Below are 15,214 nucleotides of genomic sequence, written 5' to 3'. Positions count from 1 at the left end.
TCTGTCGTATCGGCCTCACGGCTTTGCCGCTTCGCTCCCTCCCTCCACGGCTCCCGATGGTCGCCGTTCCGGTGCGAGGGCCGCTCACTTCGTTCGCGCCCCTCGCTGTCAACAGGTTCTTACGCCACCTCGGCCAACATAGAGTAATGAGCGAGCAGCAGGAACAGGAACAATCTGACAAGCAGAAATACGAGTTCCGGAAGGTCATAGAGGAACTCAAAGGGTACCAGGGCTCGGGAACCCAACTCGTCTCTATCTACGTGCCCGAGGACAAGCTGATCAGCGATGTCGTCGCTCACGTCACCCAGGAGCACTCCGAAGCCTCGAACATCAAATCGAAGGACACCCGGACGGCGGTGCAGGACGCACTCACTTCAATCAAGGACCGCCTCCGGTACTACGACGTGCGACCTCCTGACAACGGGCTGGTCGTGTTCTCGGGTGCATTCGACACCGGCGGCGGTCGGACCGACATGGTAACGAAGGTACTCGAATCCCCGCCGGACCCCATCGAGTCGTTCCGTTATCACTGTGACTCGGAGTTCCTCACCGAGCCCCTGGAGCACATGCTGGCCGACAAAGGGCTGTTCGGCCTCATCGTGCTCGACCGACGCGAGGCCAACGTTGGCTGGCTGAAGGGCAAACGGGTCGAACCCGTCAAATCCGCCTCCTCGCTGGTCCCGGGCAAACAGCGAAAAGGTGGTCAGTCCGCCCAGCGTTTCGCCCGCCTCCGTCTCGAAGCCATCGACAACTTCTATCAGGAAGTCGCCGGCATGGCCAACGACCTGTTCGTCGCCGACCGCCACGAACTGGACGGCATCCTCGTCGGCGGGCCCTCACCGACGAAAGACGAGTTCCTCGACGGCGACTACCTCCACCACGAACTGCAGGACATGGTACTGGGGAAGTTCGACGTGGCCTACACCGACGAGTCAGGGCTGTACGACCTCGTGGACGCGGCCGATGACGTGCTGGCCGAACACGAGATGCTCCGTGACAAAGAGCTCATGGAGGACTTCTTCAAGCAGCTCCACAACGGGGACAAAGCCACCTACGGCTTCGACCAGACGCGCCAGAACCTCAACATGGGCGCGGTCGAACAGCTGCTCATCTCCGAGGACCTCCGGAAGGACGTGGTCGCCTACACCTGCGAGAACGGCCACGACGAATACGAACTCATCAACAGCAACGCGAGCACCGACGACCACGACTGTTCCCGCTGTGGCGCCACCGTCGACGCCGAGGACGGCGAGCGCGACGACGCCATCGACCACCTGATGGAACTGGCCGACCAGCGCGGCACCGAGACGGTGTTCATCTCGACGGACTTCGAGAAGGGCGAACAGCTGCTGACTGCTTTCGGCGGCGTCGCCGGCCTGCTGCGCTACTCGACGGGCGTCTAACGACCGTCGTTCGCACTTTCAGTTCTGTTATAACAACTGTTCCAGTTGCCGACGACGACGGCCGAGGTCGACGTGGGCCGCCTCCCCGTAGCTGGCGTCGAGGCGGTCCAGTACCAGTAGCGGGTCGACGCCCTCACGCTCGATTCGTTCCAGCAACGCAGTGATCTCCGCCCGGTGCATCGCCAGCGAATCGAGCAGCCCGACGAGCAACACCAGCGGGACCGCTGCGCCGTCGTTATCGGGGATGGAACTATCGAGACCAGTAAAGTCCGGGACAGCAGTGGGTGGCTCCGTCTCCGGTTCGAGAGTTAAACAGGACTGGCAGACGCTGGCCCCCGGTGCGTTCCCGGGGAGAAACTGCTGGAGATCGGCCGGGACTGGGAACGAAACGAGGTCGCCACCGCAGTCGGGACAGGACATACTCAAGCACGAACCTGAAAGCGCAAAAACGATACCGGTCAGGACGGACTCCCCGATCAGTCGTCAGCAGTGACCGCTTCGGGCTCTTCTTGTGCTTCCTCTTCGGCCGCGAGCGCGTCCTCTTCCTCTTCTTTCTTGGCTTTGATCTTCTTCATGCGGAAGATCTCTTCGCGCTCCTGCTCTTCGAGTTTCTGCTCGATGTACTCCTGGTTGTCGTAGAGATCGGGCAGGAGTTTGAATTCGAGGGCGTTGACACGCCGTTTCGTCGTCTCGATCTCTTCGAGCATCTTCTTCATCGCCGTCTCGACTTCGGCGGCGAGGATGATGTTCTCGAGCAGTTCCTCGTAGGCCTCGGCGGCCTCGTCGATGCGGGCCGAGGTTCCCATGACGCCGTAGCCGCGTTCGTCCAGTGACTTCCGGACCTTGCTGGACTCGATCTGCGGGACGACGACGCCCATGATGTTTTTCGACTGGGTCGTCAGTTCCGGGTGTTCTTTCAGTGCTGCGGCGGCCCCGCGGACGGCCACGTCGCCTTCCATCGCCCGGGCCATGTTGATCGCGCGCTGGGCCCGTTCGTAGGAACCGTCGAGGTCTTCACGGACGTCCTGAGCCTGGTCCAGAATGTCCATGAACTCCATGATGAGGCCGTCACGCTTCTTCTCCAGCGTGTCGTGCCCACGCTCGGACAGCTCGATGCGGTCCTCGATCTGCATCAGATTCTTGCGCGTGGGTTTGACGTCCTTAGCCATTACGGGTCTTTTTTCGACGTAGGCAGTTAACGGTTTCCAGTTATTTCGGTTCGAGCGCCGCCGCTTCCGGATCGACACCCAAAAAACGAAGTCGGCGAACGGCAGTCGTTAGTCGTCTGCAGGCGTTGCGCCGGTGCTGGTCGACTCCGCAGCACCGTCAAGCACGCCGTGGCTACGGAGCAGGATGATACCGAAGCCGACCTTGGCGACGAGGTCGATGACCATGAAGCCGGCCGTCTCGATCCCGATACCGACGAGGCCGAGTCCTTCACTGCCGACGAGCCACCAGACCGGGTAGACCAGCCACACGACCGTCACGAGGTTTCGCAGCGTCTTGAACGTGCTCCGCGTGTCGCTGGGCAGGTCTGCGACCCGACCGGACAGCGAGGCGAACAGGAAGTACAGCAGGACCAGCAGGAAGGCGGTGCTGATACCCCACCAGACCAGCCGTTCCGCGCCGGCCGACAGCACGCCGCTCCCTGCGCTTAGCGTCGCGACCACACCGGTACCGATCATCAGCACGTCAAGGCTGACGAGCGAGGCGATGGTGTTGCGGTCTGCCCCTGCAAGCAGTCCGAGGTCATACAGCAGTAACGGCGTCGTGAACAGCCAGTCGGTGTATCGCGCCCAGTAGATGGGGTGTTCCGACCCGCCGAACTCGATGAACGTCAGGCCGAACCCGAGTGCCATCGCGAGGTAATTCACGAACGCGATTGCCGTGATCAGTATTGTCGCGATGTAGAACTTCTGACGCCTGCTGTCGGTTTCACCCCAGCCACGCGCGATGAAGTATAGCATGCCGAGGAACATGCCCGCTGTACCTAACCACAGCCATATCGCTTCACTCCCTGGTTCTGGCATAGTGCACTCTAGTATAGGAGGTCAACGCTAAACAGTCGCGTACCCAAAATATATGGTAAAAATTGCGAAGAGCCGTGAGATATAGGGCCGTTGTCAGGCTTCGGCTTCGACAGTTTCGGCGGTCTCGTCCTCGCGGTAGTGCTCCTCGATGAGGTCCTCGTCGATGCGGTTCAGCGCATCCTTCGGGAGCATCGAGAGCAGGTCCCAGCCGAGTTCGAGCGTCTCGTCGATACTGCGGGCCGTGTCGGTCCCCTGATCGACGAACTCCTCCTCGAAGCGGTCGGCGAAGTCCAGGTACTTGTTGTCCAGTTCCGACAGCGCCTCGCGACCGACGATGTTCACGAGGTCGCGCAGGTCCTCACCTTCCGCGTACGCGGCGAAGATCTGGTCTTTCACGTCGGCGTGGTCGGCGCGAGTCAACCCCTCGCCGATACCGTCGTCCATCAGCCGCGACAGGCTGGGCAGAACGTTGATCGGCGGCTGGATGCCCTGGCTGTTGAGGTCGCGGTCGATGTAGATCTGGCCTTCGGTAATGTACCCGGTCAGGTCCGGAATCGGGTGCGTATCGTCGTCGCCCGGCATCGTCAGGATCGGGAGTTGAGTCACGGACCCCTCGCGACCCTCGATCCGACCGGCACGCTCGTAGAGCTGTGCCAGGTCAGTGTACATGTATCCGGGGTAGCCACGCCGGCCCGGGACCTCCTCACGCGCGGCACCGATCTCGCGCAGTGCCTCGCAGTAGTTGGTCATGTCCGTCAGGATGACCAGGACGTGGTAGTCCTTCTCGAAGGCAAGGTACTCGGCGGTGGTCAGCGCCAGCCGCGGCGTAATCGTCCGCTCGACGGCCGGGTCGTCCGCGAGGTTCATGAAGACGACGGAGCGTTCCAGCGCGCCGGTGCGCTCGAAGTCGTCCATGAACTCGTTTGCCTCTTCGGCCGTGATACCCATCGCGCCGAAGATGACAGCGAACTCTGACCCTTCGTCGTCTTCGCCGTCCTCCTCTTCCGGCACCGTCGCCTGTCGCGCGATCTGCAGCGCCAGGTCGTTGTGCGGCAGGCCGGAGGCTGAGAAGATCGGCAGTTTCTGGCCGCGGACGAGCGTGTTCATGCCGTCGATGGCCGAAACACCCGTCTGAATGAACTCTTCGGGGTACTCCCGGGAGTAGGGGTTGATCGCCTCGCCGACGATGTCGCGGCGTTCGTCGGGGACGATCTCGGGCCCACCGTCGATCGGCTGACCGGTCCCGTCCATGACCCGCCCGAGGAGGTCCTCGGTGACGGGCATCTTCATCGTCTCGCCGAGGAAGCGAACAGAGGCATCGCGGTCGATACCCTCGGTCCCCTCGAACACCTGGATGGCAACGTAGTCGCTCGCGGATTCGAGCACCTGGCCACGGCGGGTCTCGCCGTCGCTGAGCTCGATTTCGACGATGTCGTCGTAGCCGACCGGTTCGTCGGTTTCGACGAACACCAGCGGTCCGCTGATCTCCGTGATTGTCTGATACTCTTTCATTGTTAGTACAGCTCCCGCAGTTGAGACTCGATGTCGTCTTCGAGGTCGTCGATGTACTCGTTGTAGTCTTCCTGCACGCCGATACGGTTGAGCCGCGGCGCGGCGTCGATGTCGGTGATCTCCTCGACGGGGACACCGGCATCCAGCGCCTCGAAGGCCGCATCGTTGTACGTCTTGGCGGCGTCCATGATGCGGTAGGTCTTCTCGGGCTCACAGAACGTGTCCACGTCGTGGAAGGCGTTCTGCTGGAGCCACGCCTCGCGCAGGTAGCGGGCGATCTCGAGCGTCAGCTGCTGGTCTTCCGGCAGCGCGTCCTTCCCGACGAGCTGGACAATCTCCTGCAGTTCCGCTTCCTCGTCCAGCGTGTCGATGGCCCACTGGCGCGTCTCCGGCCAGTCGGCCCGGACGTTGTCCTCGAACCACGGATCGAGCTGGTCGCGATACAGCGAGTACGACTCGTTCCAGTTGATAGAGGGGAAGTGCCGGCGTTCGGCCAGGTCCGCGTCCAGCGCCCAGAACGTCTTGACGATACGCAGCGTGTTCTGGGTGACCGGCTCGGAGAAGTCCCCGCCAGGCGGCGAGACGGCCCCGATAACTGAGACAGAGCCCTCGGTCCCGTTGATGTTCTCGAAGTACCCGGCACGTTCGTAGAACTCGCTCAGGCGAGCGGAAAGGTACGCGGGGTACCCCTCCTCGCCCGGCATCTCCTCGAGTCGGGAGGAGATTTCGCGCATGGCCTCGGCCCACCGGGAGGTGGAGTCGGCCATCAGCGCCACGTCGTACCCCATGTCGCGGAAGTATTCCGCGATGGTAATCCCCGTGTACACGCAGGATTCACGCGCCGCGACGGGCATGTTCGACGTGTTGGCGATGAGGCAGGTCCGGTCCATCAGCGCGTTGCCGGTGGTCGGGTCCTCCAGTTCCGGGAAGTCCTCGATGACCTCGGTCATCTCGTTGCCACGCTCACCACAGCCGACGTAGACGACGATGTCCGCGTCGGCCCACTTGGCGAGCTGGTGCTGGGTGACCGTCTTCCCGGACCCGAACGGACCGGGAATGGCGGCCGTCCCGCCCTTCGCAATCGGGAACAGGCCGTCGAGTACGCGCTGGCCCGAGATGAGCGGTTCCGTCGGGGTCTCCTTGTCGACGGTCGGGCGCTGCTGGCGCACCGGCCACTCCTGGTGCATCTGGATCTCCTCGCCGCTGTCCAGTTCGACGACCGTCTCTTCGACGTTGAAGTTGCCCGATTCGATGGCGACGACCTCGCCACCCTCGGAGTCGGGCGGGACCATCACCTTGTGGTCGATACTCGGCGTCTCGGGGACGGTGCCGACGATGTCGCCGGCCTCGACCTCGTCGCCTTCCTCGACTTCAGGGGTGAACTCCCAGGTCTTCTCCAAGTCGATACCCGGCGCGTCGACACCGCGGTCGAGGAACGCCGACCCCATCTTCTCTTCGAGCACGTCGAGCGGGCGCTGGACACCATCGTAGATGGCGTCGAGCATGCCCGGCCCGAGGTCCACGGAGAGGGGCGAGCCCGTCCCTTCGACGGGTTCGCCGGGGGAGACACCGGAGGTCTCCTCGTACACCTGAATCGTGGTGATGTTTCCTTCGATCTCGATGACCTCGCCCATCAGCCCTTCCGAGCCGACGTAAACGACGGCGTTCATCCGGGCGTCGAGGTCCCGAGCCGTTACGACCGGTCCCGAGACGCTTTCGATAATGCCGTCCTCGCGGACGTCTGTGTCTGTTGCTTGACTCATGGTTAGTCCTCGTCCATCAGGTCGATACCGATGGCTCGCTTGATCTGTTCACGCAGTCCGCCGCTCCCAGTGCCGCCGCCGAGTGTGACCATCACCGGTTCGACACTCGTCTCCGCATCCTGCCTGACACCGCGTGAGAGATGCGACAGGTCGTCGTCGTGCATCACGACGATACCGACGTCGTCGTCGTCGAGCATCTCCTCGACGGCGTCGTCGAGCTGCTCGTCTTTCTCGTCAGCAGGCACGTCCGCGAACTTGCGGACGCCAGCCAGCCGAAAGCCCGTCGTGAACTCCGGGCTTCCGATGACAGCTATCTCCTGGCTCATAGTATCACCAGCTCCTGTTCGATCTCGTCGGGGCCGAGGCCGGCCTCGCGACCGCGGGCGATGGCCCGGATGTTGTCGACCTCGCGCTCCTTTTTGAGGATGTACGACAACACCGGACAGACCGACAGCGGATAGCGGTTCGAGAGCCGGTCGGCGTATTCGAGCAGCGCCGCGTCCAGCGCCCGCTCGAAGTCGATGAGGTTGTCGGCCTCCTCAAGCGCCGACAGCGCCTGATCGAGGTCGTCGCCGTACTTGCTCTCGCGAACGGCACTGACCAGTTGGTCGAGATTCGTCGACAGCTGTGCGACCTCCTGTGCGTCGAACAGCTGGCCGCCCTCGATGAAGTACTCCGAGGGGTCGAGGTCCGCGCCACTGCGGGCCAGCCGGAGCGCGTTCCGGAGGTTGCGGAAGTCGACTTCCGTCTCTAGGAACTCGACGTACAGCCCGGTCGGGCTGTCGATCTCCGGATTATCCGGCAAGCCGGACAGCAGTGTTTCGTAGAAGGCGCGGTCGAGCGCGTTCTCCAGGGGCACGAGGACGCCGCTTTCCTCGTACACGTCGAACGCCTCGGCCATCGTGTCACCGAAGATAGTGTCGTCGAGCTGCTCGACGACCTCCTCGATAGAACCGGCGTTCAGCAGGTCCTCGATACGCCGGTCGGTGAACTCGCCGGCCCGGATGAGGTCGTCCTCGACCTCGGTCCGCTCCGCGTCCGAGTAGAGCCCGCGAATGACGGTCTTGACGTTCCACACGTCGAATTTCCGCAGGTAACGGGCAATGTAGTCGTACAGCGCGCCCTCAGACCAGCGAAGCAGGTCGTCGAAGTGTTTCGCGAGGTTGCGGTTCAGCGCGTACTCGACGAGGTCGACGCCGTCGTACCGGGAGCCGAGCGCGTTCATTTCGGTCTCGTACTCCGTTTCCTCCATGAAGCGGGCGATTTCGCCCGTCCCCATGCGGACCAGTTTCCGGTAGTCGTCATCGTCGAACAGGGACGCACTTCGGGCACGAACCCGTGCGATGACGTACTCGTAGTTGCTTCCCTGGCCGCTCGTTCCCGTTCGCGAACTCATTGGTCTTCGAACAGGCGGTCGCTGATTGCTTTCAGGTTGTCCTCCCAGACGTCCTCCAGGATGGAATCGAACGTGTTGTTCACACGGACTCGTGACTCGCCGCTCTCGACGACAACGCCGCCGAGGCAGTCCCGCTCACCGGCGTACGTCGCGCCGTCGTAGTCATCGAGTACATCCTCGAGAAGCGACTGGTCCGACGCACGGCCGTACACCGACAGCTCGTCGCTGTCGTCGAATTCATCGACGGCGGCGTCAAGCAGTGCGCGTGTCAGTTCCTCTCGTCGGTCCCCTTCGAGGGCCGCAAGCGCGTCCTCTACGTCGCCGTGAACGTCTTCGAGGATGTCACGCCGGGCGTTGAGTCGAGCCTGTTTGGCCTCGAGCTTCGCGGAGGAGAGTCGCTGCTCTCGCTCCTGCTCGATGGTCCGCTCGACCTCGGCCTCGCGTTCCTCGTGGATCTGCTCGGCGTCGGCCTCGGCGTCGGCGATAATCTCCTCGGCACGTTCGTCGGCCGCGTCGCTAATCTCCTGAGCACGCGCGCGGGCCTCGTCGCGGATGTCCTCTACGACTGTTTGAAGGCTCATTATTGGAAAAGGGAGAGAGTGGTTAACCGAGGATGAAGACGACGACCAGCGCGAGAATGACGAGCGTTTCCGGCAGGACTGTCAGGATGAGCCCACGGCCGAACATGCTCTCGTCTTCTGCGATTGCGCCGACGGCGGCGGCCCCGATCCCACGTTCCGCGTATCCCGAACCGAGCGCAGCCAGCCCGACAGCGAGGGCTGCAGCAGCTTCTCCCGGGATAGCCGGAGCAGCGGCGCCACCTTCTTGCAGTACAGCGTTGACAACGAGTGCGATAGTTTCTATCATGTTGTTGAGATCCTCTCTGAGGTTGCTCGTGTCCGAACAGGCGTATGTGACTCCACGGACTTCATAAAGCTTCCCAAAACACTTCGTCAAGATGCTGTTCCGTGGGTTTAGCCGCGCTCTCAACCACGGTTGTCATCTGGTACCAGCCCCCGAGTACGCGACGGTAGGGCAGTAGCTACCGGAGTACCGACAAATATCGGAAGTAAGGTCGATAGCGGTCAGTCGTCAGTGGTGTAGGTCCGCTCGTAGCCGAACGGGTTGTACCGCTTGCCGCCGCCCTCGAAGAACTTGCCGAAGAACTCCACGTATTCGAGACGCACACCCTGTAGTCCGGCACTGGTGATACCCAGTACGAGGACGAGGAGGTGCCCCAGCACAAGGACGAGCAGTCCACCGACGAGACCAGCGATGCCCGAGTGCATCAGGCCTCCGAACATGACCTCTGTGACTTCGTGGCCGTGGTAGACGCCTTCCTCGAGGTAGTAGCTCGGTGCGTGACTGATACCGAAGTGCCACGCTCCGTCGTCCGTGACGAACACACCGAAGAACAGCAGATTGACCACGAAGGCCATCCCGGCCTTCGCCAGGAGTACTGCTGCCAGTCGCGTGTACGACAGCACGTTCACGAACACGTTGAGGAACTCGACGACTTCGATGGGGTCAGCGAGCGCCAGCAACACGAGGCCAGCGAAAAACACCAGCAACCACGCTGATATCGGGAACCCACCGACACTGAACAGGTCGATAGCCGGGAGCCCGGCGAAGCCGAGCGGGAACGGGTTCCCGGCAAAGATGCCTTCCTCAGCGGTGTAGAGGAAGTCCGGTGCCGAGCCCGCTGCGCCGGAGAACACCCAGGCCCAGAGGCCAAACAGCATCAGGAGCCAGGAGCCGCTCTCGGTGACGGCGTCCCAGAGGCCGTGGTTCAGGTTCTCGATGAAGTCGAACGTCCACCCCACAGCGAGGTGGAGCATCCCGGCCAGCAGGCTCAGCGTCAGCCACCCGATCGCGTACTCACCGTACGCCGGCTGCAGTCCCTTGTGGAACGGCGCCCCTTCGAACCCGAGGGCAGGCCACACGACGTTCGAGATTGTGTGCAGGCCGAAGATCTCGCCGTACAGCAGGCCAAACAGCATCGTGAATCCACCGGCCCACATTCCGACACCCCCGAGGCTTTTCAGCACATCGCTGTCAACCGCTGAGTACAGCCCGTAGCCGAGCGCGAGGTACAGCAGTCCATACCCGACGTCACCGATCATGAACCCGAAGAAGGCCGGGAACGTCAGGAAGAAGGCGACCGTCGGGTCGAACTCGCCGTACTTCGGCCGGTTGACGACCTCGACGAGGTCCTCGAACGGCTTGACGCCTTTCGGGTTGTCCTGAATGACTGGCGGCGCGTCGTCACCCATCGTGATGACGCCACCGTCAGCGACAGTTTCCTGCGGTTGGCGCTCGCTCTCCGGTTCGGGAGCATCGACGGAGCTTCCGACGGGTTCGCCGCCGTTGCCGCCTTCCCGCTCGACTTCTTCGTGGGACTCTGCGTGCCCCTCGCTGTCGTACTCGGCGATTTCGATCCTGTCGATGTCGACAGCGTCGCCGACAGTACTCGAAAGGGCCCGCTCGAACTCCTCGTAGCGCTCGTTCGGAATCCAGCCCTCGGCGATGAAGGCGTTTTCCGTCGTTGCGAAGGTGAGCGGCGCTTCGCCCTTCTGGGCCTCGATAGCCAGTTTCTCCTCGGCCGCGAGCAGGAACCCGGCGTGGTCGAGTCGGAGTTCGTTGAGTTCGTCCTCGACGGTCGAGAGCTTCGATTCGAGCTGCTGTTTCTCGTGTTCCAGCTCTTCGAGATACGCCGTCGGGTCGCCGTCGCCGTCGGGGATTTCGAGTCGGGAGAACGTCGCCCCGACGAGCGCGTCCTGCAGGGCGTCTTCGTCGGCCTGTGCGAACACGGCGACGATGCCGTCCTCGGTGAACAGTTCGAACGTCCCGACGTCGCTGTCTGCGAGGACAGCCTCGATCTCGTCGCTGTCGCCCTCGCCGACAACGACGGACAGCGAGTCGTAGCCACGGAGCAGGTCGAGGTCGATGCCGAGCGTGACGAACGGCGCCATCGTGTTGATACGGTCCTCGACGGCCCGGAGTTCGTCACGGACCTCGTCGCGTCGGTCGTCGAGTTCGTTGACCTCGGTTCGGACTGTTTCGAGTTGGTCCTCGATCGCGTCGTCTGTGACGACCCGCGTCGGACCGGCGTCCTCCTCGCTGACACCCAGAATGGACTGCAGCGAGCGAACCGTGACGAGCTTGTCCGAGACCTCGTTGGTTCCGTCGAGCGAGTTCCCGGGTTCGAATCCGTCCCAGGAGCCGTCATACTCGGTGACGTGGAGCATATCGAGGTCGTGGACGGCCTCAATAGTCTGCTCCATCGCGCGTTTCGACCCCGTCACCGAGACGCGGCACATCTTCTCAGGTCTGAGCATGCACCGCCTCCTCGAACAGGTCTGTGACGTATTCGACTACCTCGTCGATCTGTTCACTGGCCTGCTGTTCGAGGTCGTCGCGAGCGCTCTCACCGTCTTCGATGATCTGCTCGCGCTCGGCCTCGATCTCTTCGCGAGCCGCTTCGAGACGGTCTTCGGCGGCCGCCTCGGCCTCTTCCCGCGCGGATTCGCGGATCTCCTCGGCCTCCTCGCGAGCCTCCGAGATGCGGTCTTCGCGGTCTTGTTCGGCCTCTGCGACGATCTCGTCGGCCTCCTGCTCGGCCTCCTGTATCCTGTCAAGAACTTCTGGCCGTGGCATTCTCTAATCATGTGAGCGTTGCCAGAGCGGCTATTTGGTAGTTGCGAAGTTTCCCCGTGTGATAGAGCGGCCAAAATCCGGGGAATTATGACCGCCAAGTCCTAAGCTGGCAGTAATGGGAGTCCTCGAGAACAAGGCCCGCGCGCGGACGTTTTACAAGTATCTCTCGAAGGTGTACGACCAGATCAACCCCTTCATCTGGGACGAGCGGATGCGCGACGAGGCGATTGCGATGCTCGATCTTTCGCCCGACGACAAGGTCCTCGATGTCGGCTGTGGCACCGGCTTCGCCACCGAGGGGCTGCTCGAACACGTCGATACGGTGTACGGGCTCGACCAGAGCCCCCACCAGCTCTCGAAAGCGTTCGAGAAGTTCGGCAAGTTCGGCGACGTGCGCTATCATCTCGGTGACGCCGAGCGACTCCCGTTCAAGGACGACAGTTTCGATGCGGTGTGGTCCTCGGGGTCCATCGAGTACTGGCCCAACCCCGTCGACGCGCTTGCGGAGTGTCGCCGACTGACCAAACCCGGTGGCAAGGTCCTCATCGTCGGCCCCGACTACCCGAACTCGACTGTCTTCCAGAAGATGGCCGACGCCATCATGCTGTTTTACGACGAAGAGGAAGCCGACCGGATGTTCACTGAGGCCGGATTCGAGGAGTTCGAACACCACATCCAGCAGTCCCGACCAGGTAGTCCGCGAGCGATTACGACGATTGCAGAAGTACCCGAGTAAGCCCTTCAGCCACGAGCAAAGCGAGTAGCCGCTTTTTCGCCCACGTTTTTGCGGTGAGCGGTAACCGGAGGTTACCCGAGCCGGAAAAAGGTGGTCCGGCAGTCCCGACCAGGTAGTCCGCGAGCGATTACGACGATTGCAGAAGTACCAGAGTAACAGCGACCATAGAGCCGCTTTCTTCCGTGCTACGCCGATCCACTGACGGGAACCCGTACTCGGTCGCCGTCCTGTGTGGTGACGGTAACCGTGTACTCTCCACGGGGTTCGACAGTCCAGAGAGAGCCGTCTGTACCGGTCGTCCCGATCCGTTTACCGTTTATCCTGACAGTCGCATCCGCCGTGGATCCCGTACTGTTGTCGCTGACCGTGACGAGCAGCGGTCCGGACTCGAAGGACTGCTCGACTCGGACGCGAACTGACTGGTTCACGTTCGTCGCTACTTCCGACCGGTCGACTGTCGTCAGTTCGAGGTGCTGGGTTTCGTAGAAGACATTCGTCGTGCCGCCGTCGAGATAGGCCGTTAGCTGTCCGTTCGAGTGATCGGCCTGAATCTGGTAGATGGCACTCCGGCCGTACGTCTGGACGGACGGGTACTGTTCGCTGTAGAGCCACGGGTAGAGAGTCTCCGCCCGCGTGTTGACCGCACGGAGGGAGTCGTTGGTCCGGGCGAACTGGTCGATTGCCGTCTGTTCGCGGTCCTGTCCGAGATACGTCTCACGCGTGTACCGACCGTCTGCGACCGTCGACAGCATGTACCCCTCGGACGAAACCTCGACGTATACCGTGTTCGGCTCGGTATTACCGGCGGTTTCAGCGCTGATACGCTGACTAATCGGGCCACGGGACGTCTTGAGCACGCCCCTGTTGTTTTCCAGCCGGAAGCGCTGGTTCGGTGACAGTGAGTAGTCCGGTGCGGTACCAGCGGTCGCCCGAATCCGGTCGAGTCGGGTGGCCAGTTGACGTGACTCTGCGTCGAGCAGCGCCCGCTGTCGCAGGAACTCCCTAGCGGTTATCGCACCGTTTGCGTACTGCTGGATCGCGATCTGATTCCGTTGTTCCAGACTCGTTCGCTTGCTTTCGATATTGGTCAATGTCTCGTCGACGAGGCGGTCGCGGGCGGCCTCGCTGTCCTGCTGGAAGAACTTCCGTTCGAACGTCGTCGTCGCGTAGTCGCTCCGCAGGTCACTGGATCCGGCTGCAACCGCGACGCCGACATCGATCGACGATTGGTTGTACGTCGTCGACCTGACGTCGCTGGCCGGGATAGTGAGATGGTTCGTCGTGTTGTCGACAACCGTGATCTGTGGCAACTGATCGCTGCCGTCAGCGGTCTGGGCCGGCGAGGCGAACCCAGTCACTGGGGCAGCCACGGAGACGACCATGAGGAGGATCACACCGACTGCGGGGAGGGGACGCATCAGCATCGAATACTCGCCCACCGTACAAAAATCTCCCCATTCTCCATGTATCAATAATGACCTGAGAAGCCACGAGACCTTTCAAAGCGTCCGCTGACGTTTTATTCTCGGATGGAAAGGGTTTTGCCCCCAGAACGTTCATCGGTGAACGAGAATGACCCCGCGGGTATCAGGTGCCCTCCTCCTCCTTGTCCTGTTTGCCCTGTTGGCGACCCCGCCGCTTGCGACAGCGGCGGCAACAGATACCGTCCCCGCCCAGCAGACGACCGGGACGCCGACACCGGTCGCGGAGAACACGACGTTCGCTCTCCAGATCCAATCGAACGGCGATGCCAAGTGGACGATAACAGACACCTACGCGCTCGACGAATCCGAAACTGAGTGGTTTAGGAACACCGGTGAGCAGTTCGCCAGCGAGGACACCGAGGCAGTGTGGCTGCCGTCGTTCCGGGAAGCGAGCGACGAGGCCAGTGCCGTCACCGGCCGCGAGATGGAGATTACCGACGTCGACCGTCGGTACGAGGTGTCAGACCGCAAGGGGCAACTGATCCTCGAGTTTACGTGGACGAACTTCGCAGTCGTCACCGGCGAGAACATCGTCGTCGGGGACGCGTTCAATTCAACGGACGGTACGTGGTTCGGGACGCTAACTGCGGACCAGCGACTCGTTATCTCGCCACCGCCTGAGTACGGGGTGGAGAGCGCCCCGAGCGCCGTCGACGACGGAAAGCTGGTTTTCGAAGGACGGCGGACGTTCGAGCCGGGGTACCTGTCCGTCGTGTACACTGGCGAACAACCGGATACCCAGACGCCGGCAGAAACCCCTGGATCGATGTTCGGCGGCGTCGACTCGACCTGGATCGGCGGGGTCGTGCTGATGGTGCTGCTCGTCGGGGCCGTCGGTTACATGTTCAAGACCGGATACACTGACGCGCTGCCATCGGTTGCTGCCGGGACCGACGACGACGGAGACGACAGTACCGGGACGGCAGCCCCGGTGAGCGACACCACAGCCTCGGACGACGTCGACGTCGAACTGCTGAGCGACGAGGAACGCGTCGAACGGCTCCTGGAAGAAAACGGCGGACGGATGAAGCAGGCTCGCATCGTCTCCGAGACCGGGTGGTCGAACGCGAAGGTGTCGCAGTTGCTCTCAGCGATGGACGAGGAGGGCCGCATCGACAAACTCCGTATCGGTCGGGAGAACCTCATTTCGTTCCCGGACGAAGAGATCACCGACTTCGACGAGTAACTGTCCGGACTATTTGACTGTAAACGAGCCGGGCGTGGTTTCTGGTT

15 protein-coding genes are annotated in these 15,214 nt (G+C 62.4%); 3 read left to right on the top strand and 12 right to left on the bottom strand.

The annotated features are described in order from the left end of the window. Positions 1–146: 146 nt before the first annotated feature. Entirely contained in the window at positions 147–1,403 is a 1,257-nt protein-coding gene (prf1, locus tag HAH_RS02065) for a peptide chain release factor aRF-1 (protein WP_014039413.1), read from the top strand. 27 nt (positions 1,404–1,430) lie between these two features. Here the strand turns inward: prf1 and HAH_RS02060 are convergent, their stop codons facing one another. The 11 genes from HAH_RS02060 to ahaH all read right to left on the bottom strand — a co-directional run bounded on the left by HAH_RS02060 (position 1,431) and on the right by ahaH (position 11,761). Beyond that, positions 1,431–1,823 (bottom strand): DUF6276 family protein, encoded by a 393-nt coding sequence (locus tag HAH_RS02060; RefSeq protein WP_014039412.1) that lies wholly within the window; start codon positions 1,821–1,823, stop codon positions 1,431–1,433. A gap of 56 nt (positions 1,824–1,879) precedes the next feature. Continuing rightward, complete coding sequence (locus HAH_RS02055) at positions 1,880–2,572, bottom strand: V-type ATP synthase subunit D (RefSeq protein ID WP_004593983.1); 693 nt, start codon at positions 2,570–2,572, stop codon at positions 1,880–1,882. Between the two features lie 108 nt (positions 2,573–2,680). Beyond that, positions 2,681–3,433: a bacteriorhodopsin gene (locus HAH_RS02050; RefSeq protein ID WP_023843114.1), complete on the bottom strand. Its 753-nt coding sequence runs from the start codon at positions 3,431–3,433 to the stop codon at positions 2,681–2,683. A gap of 93 nt (positions 3,434–3,526) precedes the next feature. After that, positions 3,527–4,945, bottom strand: a complete 1,419-nt coding sequence (locus HAH_RS02045; protein WP_014039410.1) for an ATP synthase subunit B — start codon at positions 4,943–4,945, stop codon at positions 3,527–3,529. 2 nt (positions 4,946–4,947) lie between these two features. Continuing rightward, complete coding sequence (locus HAH_RS02040) at positions 4,948–6,708, bottom strand: ATP synthase subunit A (RefSeq protein ID WP_014039409.1); 1,761 nt, start codon at positions 6,706–6,708, stop codon at positions 4,948–4,950. Positions 6,709–6,710: 2 nt separating this feature from the next. Next, positions 6,711–7,034 carry a V-type ATP synthase subunit F gene (locus HAH_RS02035; protein WP_014039408.1) on the bottom strand — a complete coding sequence of 108 codons (324 nt, stop codon included), beginning with the start codon at positions 7,032–7,034 and terminating at the stop codon, positions 6,711–6,713. Beyond that, the gene (locus tag HAH_RS02030) at positions 7,031–8,104 is read right to left on the bottom strand and encodes a V-type ATP synthase subunit C (RefSeq protein ID WP_014039407.1); all 1,074 of its coding nucleotides are present in this window, start codon (positions 8,102–8,104) and stop codon (positions 7,031–7,033) included. The genes HAH_RS02035 and HAH_RS02030 overlap by 4 nt, the downstream gene beginning before the upstream one ends. Continuing rightward, the gene (locus HAH_RS02025; protein ID WP_008311110.1) at positions 8,101–8,685 is read right to left on the bottom strand and encodes a V-type ATP synthase subunit E; all 585 of its coding nucleotides are present in this window, start codon (positions 8,683–8,685) and stop codon (positions 8,101–8,103) included. The genes HAH_RS02030 and HAH_RS02025 overlap by 4 nt, the downstream gene beginning before the upstream one ends. Positions 8,686–8,707: 22 nt before the next feature. Continuing rightward, on the bottom strand, positions 8,708–8,971 hold the full coding sequence (locus HAH_RS02020) for a F0F1 ATP synthase subunit C (RefSeq protein ID WP_008311113.1): 264 nt from the start codon (positions 8,969–8,971) through the stop codon (positions 8,708–8,710). A 218-nt stretch (positions 8,972–9,189) separates the two neighbouring features. Next, positions 9,190–11,442, bottom strand: coding sequence for a V-type ATP synthase subunit I (locus HAH_RS02015; protein ID WP_023843113.1), 2,253 nt, complete (start codon positions 11,440–11,442; stop codon positions 9,190–9,192). Beyond that, complete coding sequence (ahaH, locus tag HAH_RS02010; protein WP_014039405.1) at positions 11,429–11,761, bottom strand: ATP synthase archaeal subunit H; 333 nt, start codon at positions 11,759–11,761, stop codon at positions 11,429–11,431. The genes HAH_RS02015 and ahaH overlap by 14 nt, the downstream gene beginning before the upstream one ends. A gap of 115 nt (positions 11,762–11,876) precedes the next feature. Here ahaH and HAH_RS02005 point away from each other — a divergent pair, with 115 nt between their 5' ends. Next, entirely contained in the window at positions 11,877–12,497 is a 621-nt protein-coding gene (locus HAH_RS02005; RefSeq protein ID WP_008311118.1) for a methyltransferase domain-containing protein, read from the top strand. Between the two features lie 185 nt (positions 12,498–12,682). Here HAH_RS02005 and HAH_RS02000 read toward each other — a convergent pair whose 3' ends face one another. Continuing rightward, entirely contained in the window at positions 12,683–13,915 is a 1,233-nt protein-coding gene (locus tag HAH_RS02000; protein WP_023843112.1) for a DUF7096 domain-containing protein, read from the bottom strand. A 154-nt stretch (positions 13,916–14,069) separates the two neighbouring features. On the opposite strand from HAH_RS02000, the gene HAH_RS01995 reads away from it, so the two are divergent. Then, positions 14,070–15,167 (top strand): helix-turn-helix transcriptional regulator, encoded by a 1,098-nt coding sequence (locus tag HAH_RS01995; protein WP_014039403.1) that lies wholly within the window; start codon positions 14,070–14,072, stop codon positions 15,165–15,167. Positions 15,168–15,214 lie beyond the last annotated feature (47 nt).

The organism is Haloarcula hispanica ATCC 33960 (assembly GCF_000223905.1).
GTDB classification, from domain to species: domain Archaea; phylum Halobacteriota; class Halobacteria; order Halobacteriales; family Haloarculaceae; genus Haloarcula; species Haloarcula hispanica.
The sequence above is the reverse complement of the archived record's forward strand: the minus strand, read 5'-3'. Positions and strand labels throughout refer to the sequence as shown.